A 25,759-nucleotide genomic window follows, 5' to 3' on the forward strand; every position below is an offset into this window, starting at 1 on the left:
GATACTGCACGGCCATAGTGGGGGCTGTGGGTTACGTTGGGGTGACGATCAGATGACCTAATCAGAGGCCGGTCCATACGTCGGCGGTTCATCGTCACGAACGCGCAAAAAACTGGCAAACCGTGGCAACCCGGTACTCGTATAGCCACTGTACCTATACGTTATGACTGCGCCCACGGGCGGTGGATCCTCACGCTCGCTGTCCGAGAAACCCGTGCCGATACGCAGTTTGCGACCGTTATCCAGCTCCACCAACAGCGCGCCCATTTTCCCGGTCAGCCGGCCCTTCCCCGGTCGGTGCCCGAGGACCACCGCCTCGGCATCCTGAAAGCGCTTCACCTTGAGAAGATCCCGGGAGCGGCCGGCAAGGTACAGACCGTCCCCACGTTTGAGCATCAACCCCTCACCCCCACGGGCAATCACCTCGTCCAGTTGATGCATCAGCCGCTGGTGGTCGGTTGCCGCACGCTGTTCGACCAGAACCAGGTGCTCAATGCCGGCATCGTTGACCGTGGAGCGGAGCATCTTCAGGCGTTCACTGAAAGGCCGGTCCTGCCAGGGCATATCAAACACCATGAAGCGAATCTTCCGCCAGTCGCTGTCACGGGGCTCCAGCCGTCGAACCGCACCCGACAACTCGGCAAACCGTTCACGGCCCATCCACAACTCACCATCCAGCGGCCGATCCGGCAGATCCCGGGTGAACCAGTCAGGTGCATGGAACACATTCCCCCGCCTGGACAACAGCCGGGAGCCATCCCAATAGGCCCTGACGCCATCGTACTTCTCACTGACCCAGTAACCTTCAAGGGACATCCCCTGCTGATAAACATCCGCCAGTGGCACGCCCGGTGGTGCCGCCTCTAGGATCCCGACAAACAGAAGCTGAAAAATGAGGGCACAACGACAAGCCGTCATGAGGAGACGTGAAAACATGCAAATCCCTTGCGTCAGATAGGACGAGAGGCTTCCTGCCTCCCAAAAGAATTCATTTCAAACCGATCAACTACTACAGGTTTCCTCTACCTTCTTGCGAAAACGTTCCCGGATCCGGGTATTCTCGGACTCACTGACGAACACCCGCTCACCCTCCTCATTCAGGTTATAGAAGGTCGAGACGCTGTCCATGTACTTGAGACGGGCGCGAAGTTTGGTACATAGTTCCGCGCGCTTCGCTGCCTGCTTCTCGGCCTTGGCATCCGCAGCACGCTGCTGATCCCGCTCCTGCTGCTTCTGTTCCAGGAACGCATTCATCTTCTGCTGACGGTCACGGGCGGCGTTATCTACACGGGCCGGCGCGGACTCCACTTGGACCTCCTGACTGGCCGCCTGGGTTGGCGGACGGTCACCAAAATGGGTGCGGCCTTCTGAGTCTGTCCAGCGGTATACTTCCGCCAGGCTAGCGGTGGGAGAGAGAAGCAGCAGGGTTAGTAATGTCCTTATCAACATTTTGAAATCCTTTTTGGTGAGCATCTACGCGGATGCAGGATCAGTAATAATTGATTTTCCCGAAAATGGCTTCAATTTCCTTCGGCCACTTAAATTTTAACGGCGTAAATTTCCACCAAATAATTGAAGGTATAAAAATACAGAAAATTACATGCCCAAAGAAACGACGCCCCGGCTGATCAGCCACATGTCTGTTATACGAGTCATAATTCACTGCATACAAGTGCTCTTCATCCTCACTTTTGACGCCTTTCTCATAATATCTGACAATAAAATTCCACTTCCGATACAAGTGATCCTCTTTGAAATAGGAGGAAATCCTCTTGCGCTGCAGCGGCTTCTTGGGGGGGTACCACAAAAGTAATGCTTATCCCGAAGATACAGGTGGGAATAATATTGCCTATCCCAAACAACACCGGAGCCGAAATACTGCAAATTATACGAAAAGCTAACCTCCAACTCGTCCCACGGAATCCGGTAGAAGGTGCCCCGATGCCCGGCGTAAACAAAGCCTTCCCGCCGGTCAATCCGGACTGGTAGCACTACCGGAACAAAGATCTCGAACAGGTAAAATCCAATCCAGGCAGGCACGAAAAAAACAGCGGTTGCCAACAGCGCCTCACCGGAAAAAACAACATCAAGCAACCACATCAAACCAAGCACACACGCCATGAACAGGCCAACGATGCCTAACATGTATCTTCGAAGAATCGAAAACACCGGCCGAATGTCCATAAACCGGTCACTGATATAGGCCACCCCATGGTCCATATTTTCCGATGAATCGGACACCCCCGCCACTTTCCGGGCGGGGGGGCTGGCCAGTCGCTCGCCATACGTACGATACAGTCGCTTTTCCAGCTGTTGCTCGATGTCCGTCTCCGGGAGATCACAGCTCAAAGGTGAGTCGCTCATCAACTCCTAACTCCTCTACATCATTTCCATTCAGGATGATTCGCATCCCGTAATCCCCCGTGACTTTCCTGCCATCTTTAACGTACTCGATTAGCATTTCCAGTTGATCACAATAATCGTGATTGTAGTGAGTAAAGTGGTATTCGGCTCCATGGGAGGAAAAGCTGGCATTCACTCTCCGTTCAAATAAACCGGAAATTTCTTTGGTGCCATCATCGAATACCAAGTTCTTTTCCACCTCAAACAGTCTGATGGAAATAGCACAAGAGGCCTCGCTATACCCAGGAAAATACGCAGTGAAGCCTGTAAATTCTGACAGTACCTTTTGTCCCCCCTGGTGAGTGATTGCATAGTGCTTGGGCATATGCTCGGTTATCCGCACAACCGGAGAGAATAGCAGGTAGTAGAAGGCGTCTAGCTCCGCCTCGAAGTATTCCCGAACCGTTGCCCCCTCATCTGCAGCGGTAATGGCTTTGCTCGCCTCCAGGAGTTCATGGTTAGGCAGCCTCGATTGATCATCCCAGTACCGGAGAGTGGGCGCGTTACCCCAGAATGATAGCGACAGGAAATTTTCGATACGGGAGCGAGCGATGTACAGCTGGATCGCGGTGACTGCGACGGTGATCACCACCAAGACCGCACCTACAAGCGCAATAGGAGCACCCACCACGGTTGCAGTCCCTGCCACAGACAAAGCGATCAGGTAGCCGATACCGGCGGCTAGCCCGATTTGGACAACAGAAAGGGACACCGCCACGTCATGGCCGGTGTGCCAAGCCCGCCAAGCAGATCTACCCTCTAGGCATACTGATAGTAGCGGGCCAACGTATGGGAGAAACTTTACAAAGGCTCTCGTTATTAACCTTGCACCAGCAGAAAACACCTTCAGGTCTTTTAGCCCGCGAAGAGCGACCGAAACTCTAGATCCAGCCGCCGACAGGTTCCCCCCCATGGCCTTGGCATATTCCGACTGGATAACCAGCCCGCTGAGGTTAACTATCCCCTCGGCCACGCCCCACAGACTGTCCACGAAGGGCAACCACTTGTCGATGGCGGATTGGTCGGTCAGCATTACATCCTGCTGGGTTTCCTTCAATCCGGTGAACAGGCTCGCCATGTTAAACGCCTGGAAAAAAGTTACTGCTCCGATGAATTTACCCCGGTTCTGCTTGATCACGTCAACTACCGGGTCAAGACGGGCATGAAACCAGCCAAACGGATTGTCCTTGAAGTCCGGTTCCAGGTGGAACACATCAATCAAACTGTCGCGCAGGCGGTTCCTGATATCTGCTTCCATCATACCGACGGCGAGGGGAGACATTGCGAGCTTGGAGACGCTTTGGCCCGAGGTTTCTGCCAGAGACTCCTGATTGACTTTCAACAACAACTCCGTGGCAGTGTCCAGCGTCATGCCATTTTCGTGGACGTCGATACCGTAGCGTCTGGACACCTGCTTGATCCACTTTTTCCACTGCGGGCGGGTTTGGCGGTTTCTGGCCCAGGCACCCATTGCGGCTGCGGGCGCTGCGAATTCCAGCAGTAGAGTATCAGTGGCCAGCCCGACCGGTACGTGCGCCGGCATGTCGTACATGCGCTCCACTATCTTCTGGCTGCCATAATCGTAGCCAGGCAGGTCTTTCAGTTTTTCGGTAATCTTGTGGGTAGCGGAGGTCAGGAACAACACGGCTTTCAACAGGTTTCCGACGGTTCCGGCTTCGCCGTCCTCGGCCGCCATCCAGGTTTCTGCGTCCTCTTTGCCTCTCTCGGCGCCGACGTAACCGTCCAGGATGTCCGACAGCTCCTGCTCGACCGCCGTGAATCCATCGGCGCTGTAGAGGTCGTTGAACTCCAGCTTGCGGGCCAGTTGGTCGGAGTCGACCCACCGCTTCCAGTCATCAAAGATGCGGGCACGGGCCTGGTCGTATTCTTCAACCTGCTTGTGGTATCTCGCTACAAACGCGCCTTTATCGGCCGAACGAATGCGTTCCTTCAGTTCTTCGGTGACTTCGTTGCGCTCTTCTTCAGTTTCCTTCTTGCCAGCTTCACGAGCGATGAGCGCATCCACCATTTGCGCGGTGGTGTAGGCGTATGCGTTCTCCTCGGCATGATTCATGATCAGATTGACATGGAGGGCGTGCAGTTGCCCCAGTTCCGAAGTGATGCCGATTTCGTCGTCCAGAGCAACGCAGTAGGAAAACTCAGTGGCCTTCTTGGATTGCCCCTGCAGATCCGAGGCAGTCAGGCCTTGCGCGAACTCGGTAAAGCTCCAGTCGAAGTCCCCTGTCTCTGGCCGGAAATCTTCAATCAGAGTCTCTGCATTCTCGGTTTCCGCAATGTTCGTGCCCTGGCCATTCTCGGGGAGCTGGTCCAGCTCAAACACCTGCATGTACTCGTCTCGAATCCCGGCGTCCGTTCTTACGAGCTCCTGCAAACGCGCTGTCCATTGATGCTGGGCAAACTTCAGGAACACCCGGCCCTCCGCCGGGTGATGAATACAGGGTAATGCGCCCTCCGCATCAGCCTCGGGAAGCAGGACCGAATTCGCGCCTGGCAGGACTTCGGTAATTACACCCTGCTCATCGACCCGGTATTCGTGAAGCGTTCCATAGGGCTCCGAGAACAGATAAACCCAGCCGGGTGTCAAGGTTCTTAGGCAATAGTGGGTATTCTGCAAAGATACCCCCGGCGGGTTGAAATTTCCGGGCAGGGCCGCCACCTTCTGACTGATCGCCCAGCGCACTGGATACAACGCAACGGTTTTGAGCTTGAGCGGGCACAGTTGTGCCGCTGAGTCGATATCATCAGCGCCCTGTAAAAACGCTGAGCTGTTAGCACTACCCATGGATCAGTCCCTCCGTTGACTTTTTCTCGGCGAATTCTGCAATTCGCGCTATGGCTTTGCCTGGTGCTGCGGAATTCTCTTTCCACAGGCTCTGCACATCACTGTCTTCGAATGCACGGTGCCCAAGCCAGCCAATCGTATTGATATACAGTGCGATATCGCGGGTACTGTACAAACCCTTCGCTTTCGCGGCGTCGACTAGCGCAGAGACCACCCCCCAATCCAGTCCATCTGCATCCGTTTTTTGAAGCAAATGGGGAAAGTAGTTTGCAACGTGAAGTTCGAGCTTCCTGAGGGCTGTCTGTTTCGCAGCTCTTTCCATGGCAACCTGGTGTTCCTCACGAATGCTGAACACCTCAGCCTGCCGTTCACTACTGGGTTGATCATTGTGAAAGTACTCCCACTCACCCGTGCGGCGATCCTGGATGGCGAACAGGCTACAGGGCCCCATCAATTGCCTTACATCTTCAGCTGATGAATCCAGCTTCAACAGATGCCGCGCGATTTCGGGATCATAGAACCGGAAAACAACCTCATCACCCGTAACCAGCCTGGCCATAAGCAATCCACGCAGGTGATCCATGACCTCCTCAAAGTGGCAGTCAGCCTGCAATACGATGGCAGCACCCTGGTGCTTCCAATCCTCGAAGCATTTAAGCGTCAGGGAGCTATCCGTTCCCGCTTCAACCAACCACGGTGAGATTTCCAACAGATCAGCGAGCTCAGTTTCCCTGTAAAGGGCATCGCAAAGAGGCGTTTCTATTTCACGATAAATAACCTGGGACAAATCATTCACTTTTGCGCCATCGACAAGAATGAACGTCTTCCCCTTGTCGGGAAATCCAGCCAGCTTACCCATCAGACCACACCTAGTGATTCTGGTGAGCAAACCTGGCAGATCCCCTTACCCTGGTTCGCGGCATTCCTGATGGCGCGTATCTGGTCGGGCTTGGCCAGCGGTCTTTGAGGTGTCTCCGGCAGTTGTTCAGGCGCCACAGCCCCACCATTCCTGTCCACCAACCCCGGCATCTCCGGCACCTGAACCTTCTGCCCACCGCCCTTGCCCGGGGCGCCACCGGCATTCATCTTGATAGCGGCCCCACCCATGGCAACTCCACTGGGGTCGATCTTTACGAAACTGCCACCGGCCTTGAGGGTGATTTCCGCACCCGCTTCGATCACGGCTTTCTGGCCGGCCTTGATGTGCAGTTCGGTGCCGGAGTCGCTGAGCCAGGCGGTGCCGGCTTTCAGATGCAGGGTGCCGGTGACGTTGAAACTGTGGTCCTTACCGGTTTGTTCACGCTTCTCACCATCCACGGTGACGTGATCATTGCCCTTGATGTGGGCCTTGCGGTGGTTGTCAACGGTCAGGTGGCTGTCGTTGCGGATGACCTCGGTGCGGTTGTTCTCGGTCAGCAGGTCCAGGTCTTTCTGGGCGTGGACGTAGATCTGTTCCTTGTCAGCTTCGTCCTCGAACCGCAGTTCGTTACTGCCCTCGCCCTTGTGGGTCTGGGTTTTCAGGGTGGTTCGGGTTTTGTGTTGCGGCAGCGCGTACGGCGGGGTGTTGGTGGCGTGGTAGGTACGGCCGGTGATGATCGGCTGGTCCGGGTCGCCGTCCAGGAAGGAGACAATGACTTCGTGACCGATTCTCGGGATGGCCATGAAGCCGTACTGGCCGCCGGCCCAGCCCTGGCTGACCCGCAGCCAGGCGCTGCTGTGTTCGTCGTTCTTGCTGTATCGGTCCCAGGGGAAGCGGACCTTCACCCGGCCGTGTTCGTCGCAGTGGATCTCCTCGCCCTCAGGACCGGTGACCATCGCCATCTGCGGGCCGTCCATTCTTGGGCGCTGTTTGATTTGCGAGCGCCAGGTGCGGTCGGCGGGGATCGCATTGAACCGGTTGCTGTAGCTGGTGGGCTCGGCCCCGCCCTCTTCTTCCAGCGCCTGAGGCTGTTTGCCGGTGTGGGTAATGCCGGTCAGCAGCCACTCCCGGTTCAGGGCGTCGCTGTCGTGGTCGGTCAGGGTGACCTTGGCGCCGGCGGTGAAGTCGGCGCGGTTGCTCTTGCCACGGGCGGTGCTGGCGTCGTGTCTCAGGGCGTCCAGCCGGGCCTCGGTGAAGGGCTGGCCGCTGGCGTCGGCCTTGAAGCGGCCGGGGTAGTCGTAGTGCTGGTAGTCTTCCCGGTGCTGGACATTGCCAGCGGCCCTGTCGTGCATCAGCGCGTAGGCGGGATTCTGGAAGGTGTAATCCTTTAGCGCCACGGCGCTGGCGCGGACCCGTTCCTGGTGGGCGAAGCGGAACACGCAGGGCGTTCGGGTGCTGCCGCCGGCCTTGCCGTTGTAGGTCACCGGGTCCAGTCTCGGGGCGTCGCCATGGTGATCGGCGATGATCAATGCGGGCTGTTCTTCACCATCGACGGAGCCGTGGTGGTAGCGGTAGTGCCAGCCTTCCTCGGCGGCCAGTCTAGCTACAAAATCCAGGTCGCTCTCCCGGTGCTGGACGCAGTATTCCCGTTCCTGCGGGTCGCGCTTGAGGTCGAACACGGTATCGACGATGCCCCGCTCTTCCAGCAGGGTGCGCACGATGGCGTCGCTGGTCCGGGTCTGGAAGATGCGGCTGTTGTGCATCAGGCCCAGGCGCCACAGCGGGGGCTGGACGATGACTTCGTAGCGGGTGCGGCGGTGGCCGGTATCGCCGCGGGCGAATTCGTTGACCACGCCGGTGAAGCGCCGCAGGGGCGCGCCGTCCTGCCAGATCACCAGATCCACCGCCTGTTCCAGCACATCCATCGCTGCCACCGACGGATCGGTGCTGGCCAGTTCGAGCTTGCCGTGACACAGATCGGACAGGGCTTCGGTCAGCGTAAAGCCGACCACGGAGAAATGATCAGAGGAGAATCCGCCAATGGTGGCGGTGAACTGCAGTCCGCTTGCCTGGGGCATGTCTTCGGTCCCTGAAGAGTATGGTGCAATTAATGGCTCGGTAACGCTCGCCGCCCCACACGATCCTGTGCAGGGCGGCCCATAGTCTAATACAGACTGCGTGGTATCTGGTACCCCGCAAGTAGTTCCTGTGTGAACGGGTTGGTATTACTGGCTGCATGCAGGCGATAACGCATTTCGCCATCATCCAGATTGAACTTCACGTCCACTGCACTACCGCTGACTCCGGTAATATCCGCCCTGTCGAGCAACCGGAACAATGCCCAGGGACCATTCTCGGACAGGCTGCGGGGCGAGCGGTTTACCTGGGTCGGCACCAGGGTCACACGGCTTTCCACGCTGTCACGCAGGGTATTGGGCCAGACCAGCGGTATGCTTTGACGGGGGCCATGACTGAACTCCACCAACTGGCCATCCACGTTCACCACACTGCGACGCTTGTTGGAGGACAGGTTCAGAGGCTCCAGCGCGAACTCTACGTCCAGGGAGCCGCTGCGGGTGAAGAACGCCCTGCGGATGGTTTGGGCCTTCTCCAGTGCGGCCCGGACATCGCCGCGAACCAGACCCGCACGCCGTGATCCGGCCACGTGTTCCGGATGATCTTCCAGGAACAGCTTCAGGTTATCGGTATAGAAGGTGTCCAGCACGCCTTCCGGCGCAAAGAACCGTTCGAAGTCCTGCAGCGCGGCGTCACGGCCGGCGCCGGGGTTGAACGGGTAATGTCGCGCCAGGGTCCGCTGGAACGGCTGGTAAACCTCCCGGTACCACTGGCGTTCCAGTTGCGCGACGGCCTGGTCGAGAACCACACGCCAGCTCTCGGCGGCGAGTTTGTCCAGCATCCGGTTCAACGGCGCCGGCTGGTTCGAAGCCAGTCGCTGCAGGGTGAATATCGGGTCGGCCCCCTGCAGACCCATCCGGGCACGGGCGGCCTGCAAAGCAGCCTTACCGCGATCCGGCGCCTCCTGAATGCCCCGCATGTATTCATGCAGGTCACCAATCACGCCCATCACCTGCTCCATACCCGTAGGATTATCGCCCTGCTTCCGGTTCAGGTCGTTAAGTTCCGCAAACTGGCGTTCAATTTCCTGGATCATGGCGAAGTGAGCGGATTGTTCCAGAATCTTGCGGGCTGCGACCGCACCCGCGTCTTCCTCATCACCCGCGTCCGGGACCAAGCGGGTGTGGTGGGCGACCTGTCCCAGCAACTGCTGCAGGGGCTGATGACCACTGGTCAGGCTCTCGAGCACCCGCACCCCGTGATTGAGGTCACTGAAACTCTGCACATCCACCCGGCTCAGAGCCTTGCGCCAGGCATCCGCGTAACGGTCGGCATACAAAGACTGAAGTTCCGCCGTCAGCTGTGCCTCATCGGATTCACTGAAGTCCACGTTGTCCCGACGCCCCAGCACCCAGGCATCCACCAGGGCCAGTTCGGTAACGGAATCGGATTTGCGCAGGAACCAGCTGTTCAGCCCGTCACGGGTCAGCAGTGAGGGAATCACCAGCGGGTCCTCATCCGGGCTTTCCTGCAATGGGTCACCTCGCTCGTCCAGCTTGCTGAACACGGTGCTGAAGGCCGGCCCCGATTCCCGCGCCAGGTCCAGCGGCGCGCCGAACTCCCGGGCAGCCTCTTTTTCGAGGTCGTCGTATACCCGGTCAGTCGTGGGAATGCGGCCCAGCTCATGCTGTGCCCATTGCACGCTGCTGCGGAAAGGGGCCAGCGCCATATCTGCCGTCACATCCCCCTGGCGGACCTGTTCCGCCAGATCGGTGTGGGCAAGGGCGTAATCCAGATGACTGCTGAGCCGTTGCTGCCTGTCCGCCTGCCCCGAGAACCGTTGCTGCCAGTATTTGGCCATGTAGTCCGTCACGATATCGGTTCGACGGCCACTGGCATCATATAGCATGCGCAACACCCGGAGGTGATCCAGTCGTTCCGGGCTGTTATCCGGCGCCCGGCTCATTTCACCCATGACACCAAGCATTAACGTCGGAAGGTATTGATACGCCAGCATATCCAGGTAGGACGCTTCCACTTCCGGCCCTACCCGCTTGCCCTGGTACAGCCCCATATCTTCAACCAGCGTCCAGCTCTGCCGGTAATCTCCGAAGGCGAGTGTCGCTTCACGCAGCTCATCCAGCGGCTCCAGCAGGTTGCTGCCCGTGGTGTCCGGCTCATAACCGACCGGACGCCAGTTATTGATAAAACTGCGCACCCGCTGTTCAACGGCCGTCGCCGCTTCCGTGTTCTTGATGAAGTAGTGTTGCCAGCCCGCAGTCATGCCCAGACCAGCAGCAACCGCCACCACGGCGGCAACGGCCACCCGGCGCTGACGGCTGCGAACCACCTTACGGTTATCGCCGGCCAGCCCGGATTCCCGGTAGATAACATCGGGGAACAGGCCCTGTGTAAACAGGCTGGTCGACTGCCCTTTTCTCTGGGCCGGCTGAATCGGGCCGGAAAGTTGGTAATTGGCCGCTGCAGCGGAGACAAACGCGTCCTCCGGCACACCTTCCTGAATCACCGAGGTAAAATAGGTGCCACGCACCAGCGCCGGTGTTGAAAACGCATCCTCTGACAGCAGATCCGCCAGGAACTGCTCCAGAATTGGCTTCAAACCCGCCAGTTGCCGGGTAAAGGAATAGACCGAGGCCCGCTCTTCGGCATCACGGGTCACTGCAAGCACGTCCGGGAGGCGGGCATTCAGCTGCTCCACCAGACCGGTGAAACGTACCGAGAAGTCCGCCAGCCAGTCATCCCCTTCCAGAAGACCTTCCAGGGGAAAGGTAAACCCGAGCGGCTGTTCCCGCTCCGACCTGGTGAGGGTTTTCATGAACGGACCGAAGCCGTAGAGCAAATCCATCTTGGTGAAACTGACATACACCGGCAACCGCGAACCCAGTTGTTCCATCAATTCCCGCAGACGGGTGCGCAAAAGAATCGCCTGCGCCTGTCGCTGCTGCTCACTGCCCGTACTCAGGCTGGCAAGATCAACGGTCAGTACCACGCCGTTCAGGGGGCGCTGCGGTCGGTTCTTCTCCAGCCACTGGATAAAGTGCTGCCACAACCGTTGCTGCAGCTCGTGGCGGGCGCCGCCTTTACCGTGGTTCTGGCTCAGCAGCTCACCATCGGGATCGATCAGCACACCGTGGTCACCTATCCACCATTCGAATCCAAACGGGTTGCGATCCGACTGTGGATTCCGGGTGACATTGGTCAGGGTATAGGTCTGTCCGGAACGTTGAATCAGACTGGTCTTACCGGCATCCTCCAGCCCCATGACCAGATACCACGGCAGCCGATACAGCCCCTTACGCCCCGGCAGGTTGCTTTTGAGGGCCTGCAACTGACGATCCAACAGACGATTCTGCCGCCGCTCCAACGGTAAAACGGGATCTTCCTGTTCCTGCTGCTCATCGGCCTTGGCGGCATTGATCTTGCCCAACCGACGCGCCAGCAGGGTGGCCCATACCATGGCAACCACCAGCACCACGCCAAGGGTAACCAGTGCGCGCATTTGCCAGGCCGCCAGCGGATATTCGCCGCCAATTTCCAGCCGGGGCCCGAGCCACCAGGTAGCCCCCAGCAAGACAACGACCCCAAGCGCCAGGGTAATCGGCGCGGCACTGCGCAGGTACGGAAGAATCCTTCGACCGATGAGTAATGCTTGTCTCCACATGGCGTCCATTCCTGAAATTGAGATGTCTGTGTGATGATTGAAAGCGTGGTGTTAAACCAGTTTGTCCAGTTTTGAAACCAGCCCCGGTTCCCAGTCTTCCAGGGACAGGCCCCGAGTCTGCTGGTGCAGATCCTGAATCTGCTGGCCGGCAAGTGCCTTCAGCCCGCTGTCCTTCAGCAGGCGGGCACTGGCCAGCCGCCAATAGAAGCGGTCCCGTGGTTCCCGGGCACTGGCCAGACCGTCTTCCATCAATTGCATGGCCCTGGCCAGGCCCTTCTGGCCAGCCAACTCCCGTGCCTGCTCGTATGCCTGATCCCAGGGACTGGCACCGCCGGCAACGCCCGCCTTCACCGGGGCCGTCCGCATCCAGTCCGCCGCCTCCGCGCACAGAAATGGCGTGCCGTCGTTAAACGTCATGTCCGTCAGCTGCGGCAACCGCTCGACGAAGGCCAGAACGGATTCCCGTATGGCTTCGGCGCAGGGGCCATAACCAAGCGACTCGGCCGCGCCCGCGCTGAGCCAGTGGCCATCGAGCCAGAACGGGCTGACCGACAGACTTTGCTCAATCCGCTTCCATAGCTCCATATCCGGGGCTTTCTCCAACGCCTCGCGGTACTCGGCAACCCGGTCGGCACTCACCGCCGCCAGGTCGGTTTTAATCCCGTCGCGGGAGGGCGGCACCGAGGTAATGCCCTGCCAGATGGCGTAACGGCGAAGCTGGTAGCCCAGGGGCGTATCCGGTTCGGATTCCACCAGTAAATCCGCTACTTTCAGCAGGCTCTGGCGGGTCGCCCGTTCGTTGGCGGGATCCAGGGTCAGCTCTCCCAGAGAGGCCGTGGGTGCCTTGTTGACGGTGGTGGTCGCGGCACTGGTCGCCGGCTTTTCAGACGGCTGCGCCGTGGTGACGGCCGGCGCCGGCTCCGGGTCAGCCGGCAACTTTTCTATAGCGCGCTTGAGATCGTATATTCCGTCATCCACCAACTCCCGGTCCCCGGCCTGGGCAATCAGGTTGTCGATCATCCCAAGGCAATAACTGCGACCGTCGCCCACCTTACGGTCAAACGTCAGTGAATCCACGCCCTTGCCGGCACGCTGCAGCATCTGGGTAAACATCATCCTGCGTGCACGCTTGCCCTTGTCTCCCGGATAGGGCCATGCGTGCTCCCACCAGCTGTCCAGTACCCGGTGCAGCAGGAACAGGGACAACGCGAACCGCTCACCATCGCCTCCACGCTGCAGGCTGATCAGCAGGAACCCCAGCACTTTCAGGTCCTTGCTCCGGTCAGACAACAGTCTCAGGGATTCGCTTTCGACCTTGTTCCAGTCGACTTCGTTGTGGGCAAGGGAGCCCACTTTCATGATCTCGTCTTCGAGGAACTCGAGGGTGGCGTCGTCGCCCAGGGATTCGCCCATGTCGGACTCGCCACCGAGCGTTTCCAGCACCTGTTCCACGTAGGGATGTTGTTCAACCACCTGCATTCGAATCTGCCTATTGATCGTTTCCAGTTCCGTTACCAACCGCATTCGGCGCGCAGCGGCGCAATGGCATCACGGAAGCCCTCCAGGTCAAACATCAGGCCGTCGACCGCACCGTGGGATGAACTGATACGGGCATCCCCACGTCCCAGCAGTCCCTTGGCCACCCGAATCGCCGGTAAACCGCGGCCGCCACTGACGACAAAACCGTTATCCCGAACCCGCCACAGGTCCCGCTGCGCACCAAATCCTAAGCTTACCCGCTCCGTTTCCAGCGCCGTGGGCACCATCAGGGCAAGCTCCGTAATGTTGTTATGACACTGCAACACCAGTATCGGGCGCGGAGGTTGGCTGCCCAGAGCCCCCAGTGTCACCAGTTGTCCAGCACTATCGCCGGTATCCCGATACAGGGGACCGTCGCCCGGCACCCGCGTCTGCTCCTGGGCATAGGCCTGTCGCCATCGTGCTGGCCGGCTGGCGTCGGGGGCCGAGGTGGCGCTGGTCCGCTCAAAAGGGGTACCAAACACCGCATCAAAACAGGCCAGTCGCTCCAGGCGTTGTGATTCCTGGGTACATTGCCGGGCATCGTCCAGTTGACTGGCCGCGACAGGCGCACACAAGCCGCTGAAAACCGTGATGACCAGCCACCAGTGAAGGCGGGGATAGCGAAGAAACCTCATAGCTCAGCCACCTGATATTTAAGGCATTTGTGGGCCAGTGTGCGTTTGGGTAAGCCCAGGCTTTCCGCCGCCCGGGCGCGGTTGCCATCGTATTGCCTGAGCCGCTCACGAATCACCGCCGCCTCGAATGCCTGGGCCGCCGACTTCAGGTCACGGATTTCCTCGGCGACGGGAACACCCGGCATATTGATGGGCATCGTCTCCCCGAAGGTCGGGCTTTCCCGCTCGGAGAACAAGTCATCGAGTCGCAGTACTTCCGGCTGGATGTCGTCGCCGACCGGGGTCTGCAGACAGGCAAATTCCACGATATTTCTCAGTTCGCGAATGTTGCCCGGAAAGGCGTAACCGGCCAACGCATGAAGTGCGTGGCTGCTGATCCCCATGGGCCCGGCCCCCTCCCGCGCCTGATAGAGGGAGATAAAATGCCGGCACAAGGGTTCCAGATCTTCCGGCCGGTCACGAAGCGGGGTCACTCGCAACGGAAATTGGCCCAGGCGGTAGAACAGATCACGGCGAAAGTGACCTTCTTCGATCCCCTTTTGCAGGGGCTGGTGGGTTGCTGCCACCAGGCGGAAATCGGAGTGCTGTTCCTGCTGGGCCCCAAGGGGACGAAACTGACGGCTTTCCAGCACCCGCAGCAGCTTGGACTGCAGGGCCATGGGCATATCGCCAATCTCGTCAAGAAACAGGGTACCGCCGTTGGCCTGGGCCAACAGGCCTTCCTTGGCCTTGTCAGCACCGGAGAAGGCGCCTTTGGTGTGACCGAACAGTTCGCTTTCCAGCAGGGTATCGGGAATGGCCGCGCAGTTGACGACCACCAGCGGGCCATCAGCCCGATCGGAGAAATCGTGGATACCCTTGGCCACCAGATCCTTGCCGCAGCCGGTTTCGCCCTGCACCAGCACGGAGAGCTGGCTGCCGGCGGCGCGAATGATTTGTGACCGCAGATTGACCATGTCAGCGGAGCCACCTACCAGGCTACCGGCCAACTGTTCGCAGCGGCGGCGGACGGTTTCGGCATCGTGGAGGTGGTCCAGTGAGCGTTTGAGGAGGCGACGCTGCCAGACCTGGTCGCGGTTCTGGAGCTGGCTGACCCATTGGTGCGTGAGCAGCTGCTTGAGGCCCTGGTAGAGGGGCATGCCGGTGATGCCCTCCCATTTGGGCTCGTCGCGGCATAGCACGAGGATGCCCAGAGTGCGGCCATCATCACCGCGGATGGGTTCGAGCCAGAAGGAGCGCGGGCGATCACTGGCTTCGAACAGAGTCTGGAAACCCGTGTGGTCAAGGCGGTAGCTGGCGGCGCGGCTCAGTTCCCGGGGTTTGCCGCTTTGCAGTACGTGGGCGAAGGGGTGACTGAAGTCGCCGCAGTCGAATTCACCGTGTTGGTCCAGTTCGGCGCAATGTAGGGTGCGGCCGCTGAGGTCGAGTTCCAGTGCCCAGCAGCGGGTGAGGCCGAAGGCGTTTTCCAGCTGTCTGGTGGCGGTTTTCAGCAACGCCGGCAGGTTGTCCTGTCGGATCAGTGCCACCGCCAGGTCGATGCCAGTGTGCAGTTCCGTCTGCATCCGTCCCATGTTTCTTTTCCCTATCGGGTTGCTATGGAGTTCGCCGACCGCGCAACCTGCGGGGTGGCTGTCCAAAACACGCTGTGAATACATCCCTGTACGCTCCGCTCCGCCATCCATGGCTCCGCAGGGTTTTGGACAGCCACCCCGCAGGCTACGCTACGTTTCAGTTACTTTCAGGCAACAGAGCCTGTGAATCTGTTTTCCCGGACACCCAAAGTGACTTTCGTAACCGGTTCCCTTTCAGCCAGTTTTTCCAGCAACGCCAGTGAAACCGGAGGTAACAGTTCACCTTCAATAATCGATTCCAGCATCCTCGCGCCGTTTTCGCTTCTCGTCGCGCGGCTGCGGATGGCTTCAACCAGGCCGTCTTCCAGCACCACTTCGGTGTGGTAGCGGTTTCTGATCTGGTCCGCCAGACGTTGGAGTTTGTCGCCGACGATGCGGTTGAGGGTGTCTTCGCCCAGCGGCAGGTAGGGCACCACTTCCATTCTGGCCAACAGCGCTGGTTTGAAGAAGTTGGCCAGTTCCGGGTAGAGGGCTTCTTCAATCTTTTCCGGTTCGTCGGCGTGGTTGACGATGGTCTGGTAGCCGAGGTTGGAGGTGAGGAAGAACACCACGTTTTTGCAGTCGATCAGGCGGCCTTCGCCGTCGGCCAGTTCGCCTTTGTCGAAGGCCTGGTAGAACAGGTTGAGGACTTCCGGGTGGGCTTTTTCGACTTCGTCGAGCAGCACCACGGAGTAGGGTTTCTGGCGGATGGCTTCGGTGAGGATGCCGCCTTCGCCGAAGCCGACATAACCGGGAGGTGAACCGATCAGGCGAGAGACGGTGTGTTTCTCCTGGTATTCGGACATGTTGATGGTGGTGAGGAACTGGCGACCGCCGTAGAGCAGTTCGGACAGTTGCACCACGGTTTCGGTTTTGCCGACGCCGCTGGGGCCTACCAGCAGGAATGCGCCCATGGGGCGGCCCGGGCGGCGGAGGTCGGCGCGGGCGGTGAGCAGGTGCTGGTGCAGGCAGTCGATGGCGGTGTCCTGGCCTTTGATGTGTTTCTGCAGGTACGTCGGCAAATGGGTGATTCTCTCCAGTTCGTCGGTGGTCATGCGGTTGACCGGGATGCCGGTCCAGTCGGCGATGACTTCGGCCACCTGGCGGGCATCCACGCGGGCGTGGACCAGCGGTTCGTCGGCCTGGAGCTGGGCCAGTTCCTGTTCGATGGCGGCGGCTTCGCTTTTCAGGTCCGGGCGTTCTTCGTTGTCGGCTCCAGGTTCTTCACCTGCGGCTTCTTCAGCGTTCTCATCGCCGGTCAGCAGTTGTTCGCGGAGATCCACCAGGCGGGTGACCAGCTCTCGTTGGTCATGCCAGCTTTGCTCCAGTTCTGCCGCTTCTTCGTTCAGTGTGGCGATGCGGGTTTCCAGTTCGCTTTCCCGTTCGGTGTCCACGTGCTGGCCCAGGGTGTGTTCGCGGCTGAGCAGGTCCTGCTCCATGGCCAGCTGGTGCCGTTCGCTGCGCGCGTGGCTGAGTCGACGCGGCGGGGTGCTGAGGTTCAGGCTGACCCGGGCGCAGGCGGTGTCCAGTACGTCGATGGCTTTGTCCGGTAACTGGCGGCCGGCGAGGTAGCGGGCGGACATTTCGGCGGCGGCTTTGAGGGCGCTGTCGGCGATCAGGACCTTGTGGGCTTTCTCATAGACCGTGCGCAGGCCGCGGAGGATGTGGACGGCCTCTCCGGAGGAAGGTTCGTCCAGAGCTACTGGCTGGAAGCGGCGGCTCAGGGCCGGGTCTTTCTCGAAGTATTTCTTGTACTCGCGCCATGTGGTTGCGGCGATGGTGCGCAGTTCGCCACGGGCCAGGGCCGGTTTGAGCAGGTTGGCGGCGTCGGAGCCGCCTTCGCTGTTGCCGGCGCCGATCAGGGTGTGGGCTTCGTCGATAAACAGGATGATCGGCGTGGCGGAGCCTTTCACCGCTTCGATCACGCCTTTCAGCCGCTTCTCGAACTCGCCTTTGACGGAAGCGCCAGCCTGCAGCGCGCCCATGTCGAGGGTCCAAAGTTCCACGCCGGTCAGGCGCTCGGGCACATCGCCGTTGACGATGCGCAGTGCCAGGCCTTCCACCACGGCGCTTTTGCCCACACCGGCATCGCCCACCACAATAGGGTTGTTCTTGCGGCGACGGCAGAGGATGTCGATCATCTGGTCAATTTCCCCGTCTCGGCACACCACCGGATCCAGCTTGCCGCCACGGGCCAGCGCGGTGAAGTCGGTGGCGTAACGCTTGAGCGGATCCATGTCGGCTTCGACCAGCGGGGCCTTGCCATCGCCCTGTTCCAGTTCCTGGCGTTCGGCGGAACCGGCGGTCATGGCATCGAACTGGCGGCGCAGTTGTTCGCGGTTGATGTCACGCAGTTGCTGGCTGACCCGGGGCATCAGGTAACGGTCCGCGTTCAGCAGCAGGGCGAGGAAGATGGCACCGGAACGCAGTTCCCGATGACCCAGCTCGGTAGAGGACAGCAACCAGGCGTCCTGCAGCAAATCCACCAACAAAGGCGAGAACGAGGGATAGGGTTCCGCAGTCTGGTGCTCGCCGTTCAGGCTGTCGCCCACCAGTGGCTGGAACTCCTGATGCTTGATGCCCGCCTGCTCAAGAATCTGGCGTACGTCGGAGAACGGCGTTTCCAACAGTTTGAACAGCAGGTGGGCGGGGGTAATTTCCGCGCCCTGACGACTGATGCAAAGGGCTGCGGAGGATTCCAGTCCCTGGCGGCAAATATCGTTGAGGCGCCCGATCAGCGCCGGCAGTTCTACCCGAATCACAGTGATATCCTTATTTCGGTAGTTGTTCCAGTACGCTGAGCACATCCCTGATGCGTTCGTTCAGCGCCATGTTGTAGAGCGAATAGATTCCGGCCATGGCCAGCGCGAACAAACCGCCAATACCCCAGATCGGCAGGCCGCTGCGCAGGCGGTTGCGGGCCGGGGTCACATTGGTCAGGGCATCCGCCAGCGGTTGGTCCTGGTCGCGTTCACGCAGGCTTTTCAGCTGTTCATGAAGACCACGGATAATGTCCTCGTATTCTTCACGGCCATTGGTCATGACCTTATAACGGCCTTCGAAACCCAGGCACAGACACAGGTAGATAAACGCCAGCATGTCCTGGTAACGCGCCGGTTCCTGCTCCATGCGGGAGAGAATGGCGAAGACCTTTTCCCCACCCCAGGTCTCGTTGTGGAATCGGGACAGCAGGGAATGCTGGGACCACACACTGTGCGCCCCCCATTCCGTGCCCAGCACCGCCTCATCGATAAAGGCGCAGAGCACGTAGCGATAGGCCACCACCGTCGGGCGTTCATAGCCCTGTTCCACCAGTTCCCGATCGATGGCCGCCACTTCGTCCACCACCTGCCGGTAAAGCGTCTCCACTTCCCGGAAGTCCGCCAGCCGCCGCACCCGGATGACCAGGCCCAGCAGCGGTGTCGCGGCATCAATCAGCCGATTGTCCTCCAGGCCACGAAGCTGAAACTGTTCGTTGGCCAATCCCTGGCTGACGGCGCGACCGTTGTAGCCACCGCCAGTAAACATCAGGTCACTGAACGCACTGCCATCGGTTTCCATGTTGCCATCGGGTGAATCCATCACCGGTGCATTTGCCATGATTTAGCTCCTGATTGCCCAGAACTGCATTTCCATACCCGGGAAACTGCCGGCCACGTGGAAGGCAAAGCCGCTGGCGTTGTCGAGCATCTGCCAGGCCTGGCTCTGGTCGTCCAGACGGAAATACACAAAACCGGCGTGGTAAGGCAGCTGACGCGGCGCCACCGGCAGGGCCGAAAGCGGTATGCCCGGCAGTTGCAGGCTGATCAGATCGCGGATCTTTTCCACCGACGCCACCTTGCACTGCTGGGTGAACTGCTTGCGCAGATCGTCCAGGGGCATGTCCGCTTTCACCGCCAGGATAAACTCCGCACTGCCGAGCAACTGGGCATCCTGAATCGGCGCCACGGTCAGACCGTACTGGCGTTCCTGCAGCTGGATCGCCAGGGCTCGCGGCTCCAGCACGGTGCTCAGGGACTGCCTCAGTACCTGCATCAGCGGCGTAAACGACGCTTCCGGCAGGTCATGATCGTAGGCCGTGTATTCCCGGGGCAGTCGATTTTCATCGGTGAAGGTCACCAGTTCCCCGCACAGTTCCAGCAGGGCCTCGTACAGGCGCTCGGGATGGAGCTGTCGAAGCCGGGCCAGATGCATGAAGCGGGGGTGGGCCCGGTTGAGCATCTGCAGCAGCATGAAATCCGCCACATCGGCGACGCCGCCCTGCCCCGGTGCGCCCACACGTTCGGCGATGTTCCTCGCCCGTTCCTTCATCAGTCCGGCCATTTCGCCGACAAAGCGTTGCAGCCGCGGGGCCGCACGCACACTGAGCATGGTCGGCATGAAGTTCGGGTCCATCACCAGGCTGCCATCCGGGCGTTTCTCCAGGATCCGGCCAATGGCCAGGGCCGCATAGGCGCTGCGGTCCTCCCGCTCCAGCATCAGGCGCGGCGCCACCCGGGCCACATCAATGATGTGGGTATCTCCGTCGATGGAGTGCAGGTCACGAACTTCCTCAGCATGGGCACGAAACCGACCGGACACGGCAGCGTCCGGCCATTCCACTTCCGCCAGCGCGTCGCTGCTCAGGGGTAACGCCAGGTAAACCACCTGGTTGGCCACCGAGGCATCGGTGATTTCCAGCGGCTCTGGCATCACGTCATCCTGTGGCAGGCTAAAGCGGGTTCCGTCCGGGAACAGGCCGCTGGCATGCACCAGGCCGATGCGTCCAAAGCTCAGGTATTCGGCATTCAGTTCCAGATCGCCGAAGCCATACAGATAGTCTGAAATCGCCAGTGCCCGTTCGTTGATCTGGTGTTCCAGGTACCGTTGTTGTTGCTGGAAGTGCTGGGGTTTGATAAACAGCCCGTCACTCCAGACCACTCGATTCACGACAGCCATCAGGATTCATCCGATCTTCTGAGTTGAACTTCCCGCTCACGCAGGTTGACCATCAGGTGATAGCGACCACCAATGGGGTCCACCTTCACCACCTTCTTCCACTGGGACAGATTGGGGTAGGCGTAGAACGCAATGATGCCGATGAAACGGGTGTCCTGGCTGATCTCGAACGGTTCGACAAAGCGGAACTGGCCAGGTACCAGGGAATAATCATCGTGATCGATGTAGTTCTGGCCGAGGGAGTCCTCCAAATCGTTCAGCAGTTGGTCGAAATCCCCAGCCATCAGCATGGAGCTGTCCCGCATCTCTATCACCTGGAAAGCAATCGGAGTGGGTGCCAGCGATTCGTTTGGATTGACGTCCGGCTCAGCCAGCATGGTGAGATCCACGCGGCTGGGCAGGTCCTCCGGATACCCCACGGGAATGTCCGGATCCCACAGCACCTTGGCGGTTTTCGAGACCGCGTTGTAGGGCGTGCTGCAGCCCACCATCGCAAAGACAACGGCCAGTAATATCCCTTTACTGTATTTCACGACAGATTCTCCCTCTGTAGTTGACGCAAGTGTTGGTCGTAAGCCTGCTCAAACACCTCCTGGAAGAGACGCTCAAAGCCCTGCTGACGACTGGACTTCAGTTCACGGTAATAATGCTGGTACATATCCCAGGCCCAGCGACCTTCGTCCTCATGCTGCTGCAAGCCACGACGATAGCCATGAAAACGGCGCAACAGGGCTTCCGGGGAAAAGGCGTGAAGGATGGCATCCAGCGCCTCGCGAATGGCTTCACTGGTCGCGACCTGATGGTGCCGCAGGCTCTGCAGGCTCTCGCTGACCGCCGCCGGCGCGGACAGGTGGACGGGACTGCGCTGGCTGGCAAACAGCGTCTGGACCGTGTCCTGGTAACTCTCGCCCAGGCGCAGCGGGTTGTCCTCAATCGGCTGCAGCCGCGTCCGCAGCGCCTGGTGGCGGCTGTCCTCACCCTGGTGCAATGCCAGCAACCCCTCCACCGTGGCTTTCAGGGTCTGGCCGGCTTCTTCCAGGAACAGCCGCATTTCATCACTATCGCCAAAGCCCAGATCGGTGTCCATGCCGTTTAGCAAGGGCGCACCACTGATGTGTTGACGGCTCTGGTCGGCGGCCTGCTGTCTGTTTTTTCGGGGCAACTGTACTGACATCCTGTCCTGTTCTCCTTGTCTGACCGGCAATCCGACCGCGACATCGCGGTGTTCCCGGTATTCATCGGTCACTTCGCCTTCGGCCGCGAACCATTTTGGGTCACTGGCCAGCAGACTGTTCTCCTCCCGGGTCTTTACCTCTTCCGTCTGTCGGGTTTCGTCCGCCGCCCAGTGGTCCAGCGGATCCGCGCTGACCGACTGCCCCGGAGCCGGGGTCAACCCCTGCAGAGGCTCATGACCGGCCGCTTCCAGTTCCCGGTCCTCCGCGCGCACCAGCCCGCTTTCCTCGACATCCACCAGGGTACGATCCTCGCCCTCACCGGCCGGAACAGGGCCGGCATCGTGGCGGCGACCACGGATCAGCTCAGCGCGGATCTGGTAGCGCCCTATGGTTATGGTATCGCCGCTGTTCAGTCGCGCCCGCCGGCCACGGCCGATGGGTTGGCTGGCACTGTTGATGTAGGTGCGGCCACTGCGATCAATCAGGCAGAACACGCCGTCAATAAATCGCACCTCGGCGTGTCCTGCCATGGCGCCGGTGCGGTGGGATGACAACTTCCAGGTGTCATTCTCCGCTGTGCCAATGGAGCCCCCCGCCATGGTGAAAACATGCTCCGGCAGCAGGCCGCTGCCCGTGGTGGTGGGGTTGCTGATTTCCAGCTTCAGTGACTGACGTTCATCCATGTCCGGTTTCCTTGTTATTAACTCAGCGGCGAATCTGGAGGCGAACCGCCGGCAGCTTGCGCGCCTTCTCCGGCGTCACAAACGAGTTCCAGCCCAGTCGTACCTCGACTCCGGTCTGCATCGGTTTCACATCTTTAGGTCGCATCTGCAGCTCCAGATCGTAGGCCAACTGCTCCCGGGTGGTGAATTCCACCAGTTTCAGCAACCGCTGGTGATCCTTGCCGTTGGGCAGGAAGTCGGCGAAACGCTGACGGCCCAGGTTGCGAATACGCAGGATGAATTTGCCACTGCGATCACGGATGCCGTTGCCCACTAGTGTGTCGTACCCCAGGGCTACGTTAGCCCGCCCCAACCGGGTCTGCTGATCGTCGGGGATGGCGACACGGCGTAACACCCATTGCTCGATACTGACGTCATCCAGATCAAAACAGTGGGCGACAATGCCACTGACCACTTCCGGAGAACGACTGCGACCCGCCATCAACCCAGCGTAGGCCAGCATCTTCGACCAGTTCACCGGTGTGGCGTCCCGCAACCGGCTGTCACCCAGGCCCACCAGGGCAAAAATATGATCGGAAAAACCGTCCGACGCCCCGGGCCGGAAGCGCACGTAATACCGGTACTTGCGCCAGGCCCGATGGAACAGCGTCACCAGCCGGTGATTGAAAAAATCCAGGAAGTGGCGACGAATCCCCAACTCCTGCCCTGCTTCCCAGGCCAGGTCCTCCAGGTAGTAGCCAGGCAGCGGCGACTGCGATCCGTGCAGCCCCAGGAAACTGACTTCCATCTGATAGGGTGCGTGTTCGTGCTCCGGAGAGAACGCCTGCACCACATCACTGCCCGGGAACCCCAAGCCGGCCGACGCCGAGAAGCGGATACGCTCACGCCGGGGCTGGTCGTCCTGAGAACGCTCCAGGTCATCCCCATGATGCCGGTGAATCAGATCCACCAGTTGAAAGAAATTGTAGCGCCGTGCGTTGCCCAGAACCGGCTGCAGCTCGGCTACATCAGCGGCTGCTGACCTTGCTGTAACGTCCATGTGTACCGTTCCTGATTGTCTGTATTCACCACTTCCAGTTGGTGAAAGGCGTTGATGCTCGCGTATAACGCAAAAAACTGGCTGAGAACCGTACCAAACAGGTACAAGTCGCCTTCCGAGGCAAACGCTGTCTGGTCCAGCTTCAGTACCGACCGAATCCCCCGCACCGGCAACCCCCGCACCATGCGATCCACCGGGGAGGTTTCGATGCCCGCAATGCCGGCCAGCCGCTTCTGGGATACCCGCTCGGCCTGGCGATCCACCAGCGCGCGGAAGTCATACACCCGCAGCACTGTGCGCAGGGCATCCACGTCCAGCATGGACAGGTAGTTCAGTGACAGGTTGGAAATCAGTGTCCACAGTAAGCTGCCATCCAGCGTCGGTCGAAGGGTGGCGGTTGGCCGGGTAATGTTGCTGAAGGTGGCGAACGCTGGCGTGCTCTCCGTTGCCATGCAGATTTCCCCCACCGCCAGTTGGCTCGGCAGTTGGCGGTTGGTGCAGGTCAGCGTCAGGGAAATCGCTTCCTGCCGGCTCATGCATTCGGACTCATCGCCCCGCACAAACGACATGTAATGATCGAAGCCGTCCCCTCGGACACTGTCCCGTGCCCGCACCCGGTAATACAGAGCGGTACGGCCACGATCCCGCTCCACTTCGTGCTGAAAGCTCTCGAATGCGGTGTAAATGCGCGGCTCACCACGCCCGGAGCGGCCTTCCAGCCAGCCTTCCACCTGCTCAATACTGAAGACTTCATAGTGATCCGGCGACCGGCTCGACGGTGAAACCCGGTATTCTGTCTGCCGCCCATTGAGATCCACTGGCTCAGCTTCGTGGCTGAACAGGTTCACTGCCGGCACGCAGTACAGCTGGAAATTCTCTTCCCGCACTTTGGCGTCCGGCGGCAGGATGCGGCTGAAATGAAATCGCAGGCTGATCTCGTCCGCCTGCACCGCCGGTAACCGCTGACGAAGGCCGTGAATATCCACAAAGCGGAAGGCTTCGGGAAAACTCAGGTATTCCTGCAGAATCCGGTAACCGGAGTAGGCATTCTTGGGATACGGCAATAATGCTTCGTCATTCCCGAACCCGACTGGCTGCAACATGGTCGCGGGCAGGCGGTATACCGACTTGCCTACAACCAGTTCAATCCGCTCCAGATAATGGTTCAGCCACAGGTACAGGGTTTCCGCGACATGGTTCTCGCCGCCCAGGTAGAACCGCAGGCTGTCCATACCCAGGGATGACAGTGGCTGGTCGGTATGTAGCGCCAGATCCACGGTCACGGACGACACTTCCCGGGAATGCTCGGCATGGGCGTTCGCTACGCTAACCGGAAACATCTCCACTGCCCGGCAGGTGCGGAACCGGCACTGGGTCTGGCGTGTGGCGTCGCCCAGCGGCCGGCTTTTGATTTCGGTATGCCGATCCACCCGCTGACGTTCACTGATGGCATGCAGCTGCGGATCAAACCGCATGATGGTGCAACTGGGCACTGGCCGCAGGTAGTTGGGCCATAGCATGTTGAGCAGCGAATGGGTGATCTCGGGGAACTCGTCCTCGACTTTTTCCCGGAGTTTGCCGGTCAGAAAGGCAAAGCCTTCCAGTAGCCGTTCGACATCCGGATCGGTGCTTTGCTCCGACAGAAACCGGGTCAACTGCGGATGGGCATCGGCGAATTCCCTTCCTTGCAATCGCAGAAAGCTCAACTCGTCTCTGTAGAATCGGTTTAACTTCATAACTACTGCACCAAGTTTGGCTCCGAGCAGGGGAAGGGTGCGCTTTCCAAAAGACGCTCAAGCCCATCCATGGGGCGCTTGGGCTCCGCCATCCCTGGCCCCGCACACTTTTGGAAAGCGCACCCTTCCCCTGCTCTCATCCTTGCCTGCGAACTACTCACATCACTCTGTAGTAGCGCTTGTCGTCCAATAACAAATCGATCGTGGTTTTGTCGTCTTCCGAACCAACCCTCAGATAGACCGTCACCTGAAACCGTAACTGCAAGGGGTCTGGCCCCTGCGGCAGATTAACGACATCAACCCGCTTCACCCTGGGTTCAAACTTCTCAATGCACTGTCGGATCGCGCCGCGAATCTGGACACTCAGATCATGGGTGCCGAGCGTGGCGTCGTTGAAATCCAGCAATCCCAGGTCCGGTACGCTGGCGCTGTTGCCCGGGTGGGCGTTCAGCAGGCGGACCAGATGGCGCTTGATGGATTCAACAACGTGGGTGACTTCGTCCATGCTCTGGCCGGCCGGCTCGGCCGCCTGTTCCAGTCGTTCGAACAGGCTGCCGGTGCTGGCCTGCGATCCGTCGCTGGCCGGGTGATTGAACACG

The 25,759-nt window shown here is 59.8% G+C and carries 18 protein-coding genes; all 18 read right to left on the reverse strand.

Annotated features, from left to right (window positions below):
• Positions 1 to 57 precede the first annotated feature (57 nt).
• A complete protein-coding gene (locus EHN06_RS18890; RefSeq protein WP_228257355.1) occupies positions 58 to 936 on the reverse strand; it encodes a DNA ligase in 879 nt (292 codons plus the stop codon).
• A gap of 66 nt (positions 937 to 1,002) precedes the next feature.
• The gene (locus EHN06_RS18895) at positions 1,003 to 1,449 is read right to left on the reverse strand and encodes a DUF4124 domain-containing protein (protein ID WP_127334030.1); all 447 of its coding nucleotides are present in this window, start codon (positions 1,447 to 1,449) and stop codon (positions 1,003 to 1,005) included.
• Positions 1,450 to 1,659: 210 nt separating this feature from the next.
• Entirely contained in the window at positions 1,660 to 2,364 is a 705-nt protein-coding gene (locus tag EHN06_RS18900) for a hypothetical protein (RefSeq protein WP_228257356.1), read from the reverse strand.
• Entirely contained in the window at positions 2,339 to 5,206 is a 2,868-nt protein-coding gene (locus EHN06_RS18905) for a toxin VasX (RefSeq protein WP_127334031.1), read from the reverse strand. The genes EHN06_RS18900 and EHN06_RS18905 overlap by 26 nt, the downstream gene beginning before the upstream one ends.
• Complete coding sequence (locus tag EHN06_RS18910; RefSeq protein WP_127334032.1) at positions 5,199 to 6,065, reverse strand: DUF4123 domain-containing protein; 867 nt, start codon at positions 6,063 to 6,065, stop codon at positions 5,199 to 5,201. The genes EHN06_RS18905 and EHN06_RS18910 overlap by 8 nt, the downstream gene beginning before the upstream one ends.
• Complete coding sequence (locus tag EHN06_RS18915) at positions 6,065 to 8,143, reverse strand: type VI secretion system Vgr family protein (protein ID WP_127334033.1); 2,079 nt, start codon at positions 8,141 to 8,143, stop codon at positions 6,065 to 6,067. Before EHN06_RS18915 ends, EHN06_RS18910 begins: the two co-directional genes overlap by 1 nt.
• Before the next feature lie 86 nt (positions 8,144 to 8,229).
• Complete coding sequence (gene tssM / locus EHN06_RS18920; RefSeq protein WP_127334034.1) at positions 8,230 to 11,832, reverse strand: type VI secretion system membrane subunit TssM; 3,603 nt, start codon at positions 11,830 to 11,832, stop codon at positions 8,230 to 8,232.
• 42 nt (positions 11,833 to 11,874) lie between these two features.
• Positions 11,875 to 13,302: a type VI secretion system protein TssA gene (gene tssA, locus EHN06_RS18925; protein WP_127334035.1), complete on the reverse strand. Its 1,428-nt coding sequence runs from the start codon at positions 13,300 to 13,302 to the stop codon at positions 11,875 to 11,877.
• Positions 13,303 to 13,334: 32 nt separating this feature from the next.
• Positions 13,335 to 13,979: a type VI secretion system-associated protein VasI gene (gene vasI, locus EHN06_RS18930; RefSeq protein WP_127334036.1), complete on the reverse strand. Its 645-nt coding sequence runs from the start codon at positions 13,977 to 13,979 to the stop codon at positions 13,335 to 13,337.
• Complete coding sequence (locus EHN06_RS18935) at positions 13,976 to 15,541, reverse strand: sigma-54 interaction domain-containing protein (protein ID WP_127334515.1); 1,566 nt, start codon at positions 15,539 to 15,541, stop codon at positions 13,976 to 13,978. The genes vasI and EHN06_RS18935 overlap by 4 nt, the downstream gene beginning before the upstream one ends.
• Before the next feature lie 176 nt (positions 15,542 to 15,717).
• On the reverse strand, positions 15,718 to 18,396 hold the full coding sequence (gene tssH / locus EHN06_RS18945) for a type VI secretion system ATPase TssH (RefSeq protein WP_127334038.1): 2,679 nt from the start codon (positions 18,394 to 18,396) through the stop codon (positions 15,718 to 15,720).
• Positions 18,362 to 19,189 (reverse strand): type IVB secretion system protein IcmH/DotU, encoded by an 828-nt coding sequence (gene icmH / locus EHN06_RS18950; protein ID WP_127334039.1) that lies wholly within the window; start codon positions 19,187 to 19,189, stop codon positions 18,362 to 18,364. The genes tssH and icmH overlap by 35 nt, the downstream gene beginning before the upstream one ends.
• 3 nt (positions 19,190 to 19,192) lie before the next feature.
• Complete coding sequence (gene tssK, locus EHN06_RS18955; RefSeq protein ID WP_127334040.1) at positions 19,193 to 20,527, reverse strand: type VI secretion system baseplate subunit TssK; 1,335 nt, start codon at positions 20,525 to 20,527, stop codon at positions 19,193 to 19,195.
• Positions 20,527 to 21,060 carry a type VI secretion system lipoprotein TssJ gene (gene tssJ, locus EHN06_RS18960; RefSeq protein ID WP_127334041.1) on the reverse strand — a complete coding sequence of 178 codons (534 nt, stop codon included), beginning with the start codon at positions 21,058 to 21,060 and terminating at the stop codon, positions 20,527 to 20,529. Before tssJ ends, tssK begins: the two co-directional genes overlap by 1 nt.
• Positions 21,057 to 22,385, reverse strand: coding sequence for a type VI secretion system-associated FHA domain protein TagH (gene tagH / locus EHN06_RS18965; protein ID WP_127334042.1), 1,329 nt, complete (start codon positions 22,383 to 22,385; stop codon positions 21,057 to 21,059). Before tagH ends, tssJ begins: the two co-directional genes overlap by 4 nt.
• A 22-nt stretch (positions 22,386 to 22,407) precedes the next feature.
• Positions 22,408 to 23,424: a type VI secretion system baseplate subunit TssG gene (gene tssG, locus EHN06_RS18970; protein ID WP_127334043.1), complete on the reverse strand. Its 1,017-nt coding sequence runs from the start codon at positions 23,422 to 23,424 to the stop codon at positions 22,408 to 22,410.
• The gene (gene tssF / locus EHN06_RS18975) at positions 23,388 to 25,160 is read right to left on the reverse strand and encodes a type VI secretion system baseplate subunit TssF (protein ID WP_127334044.1); all 1,773 of its coding nucleotides are present in this window, start codon (positions 25,158 to 25,160) and stop codon (positions 23,388 to 23,390) included. Before tssF ends, tssG begins: the two co-directional genes overlap by 37 nt.
• Positions 25,161 to 25,317: 157 nt before the next feature.
• Positions 25,318 to 25,758: a type VI secretion system baseplate subunit TssE gene (tssE, locus tag EHN06_RS18980; protein WP_127334045.1), complete on the reverse strand. Its 441-nt coding sequence runs from the start codon at positions 25,756 to 25,758 to the stop codon at positions 25,318 to 25,320.
• Position 25,759: the final 1 nt, after the last annotated feature.

Origin of the sequence: Marinobacter sp. NP-4(2019) (assembly GCF_003994855.1) — a bacterium.
Taxonomy (GTDB): Bacteria; Pseudomonadota; Gammaproteobacteria; order Pseudomonadales; family Oleiphilaceae; genus Marinobacter.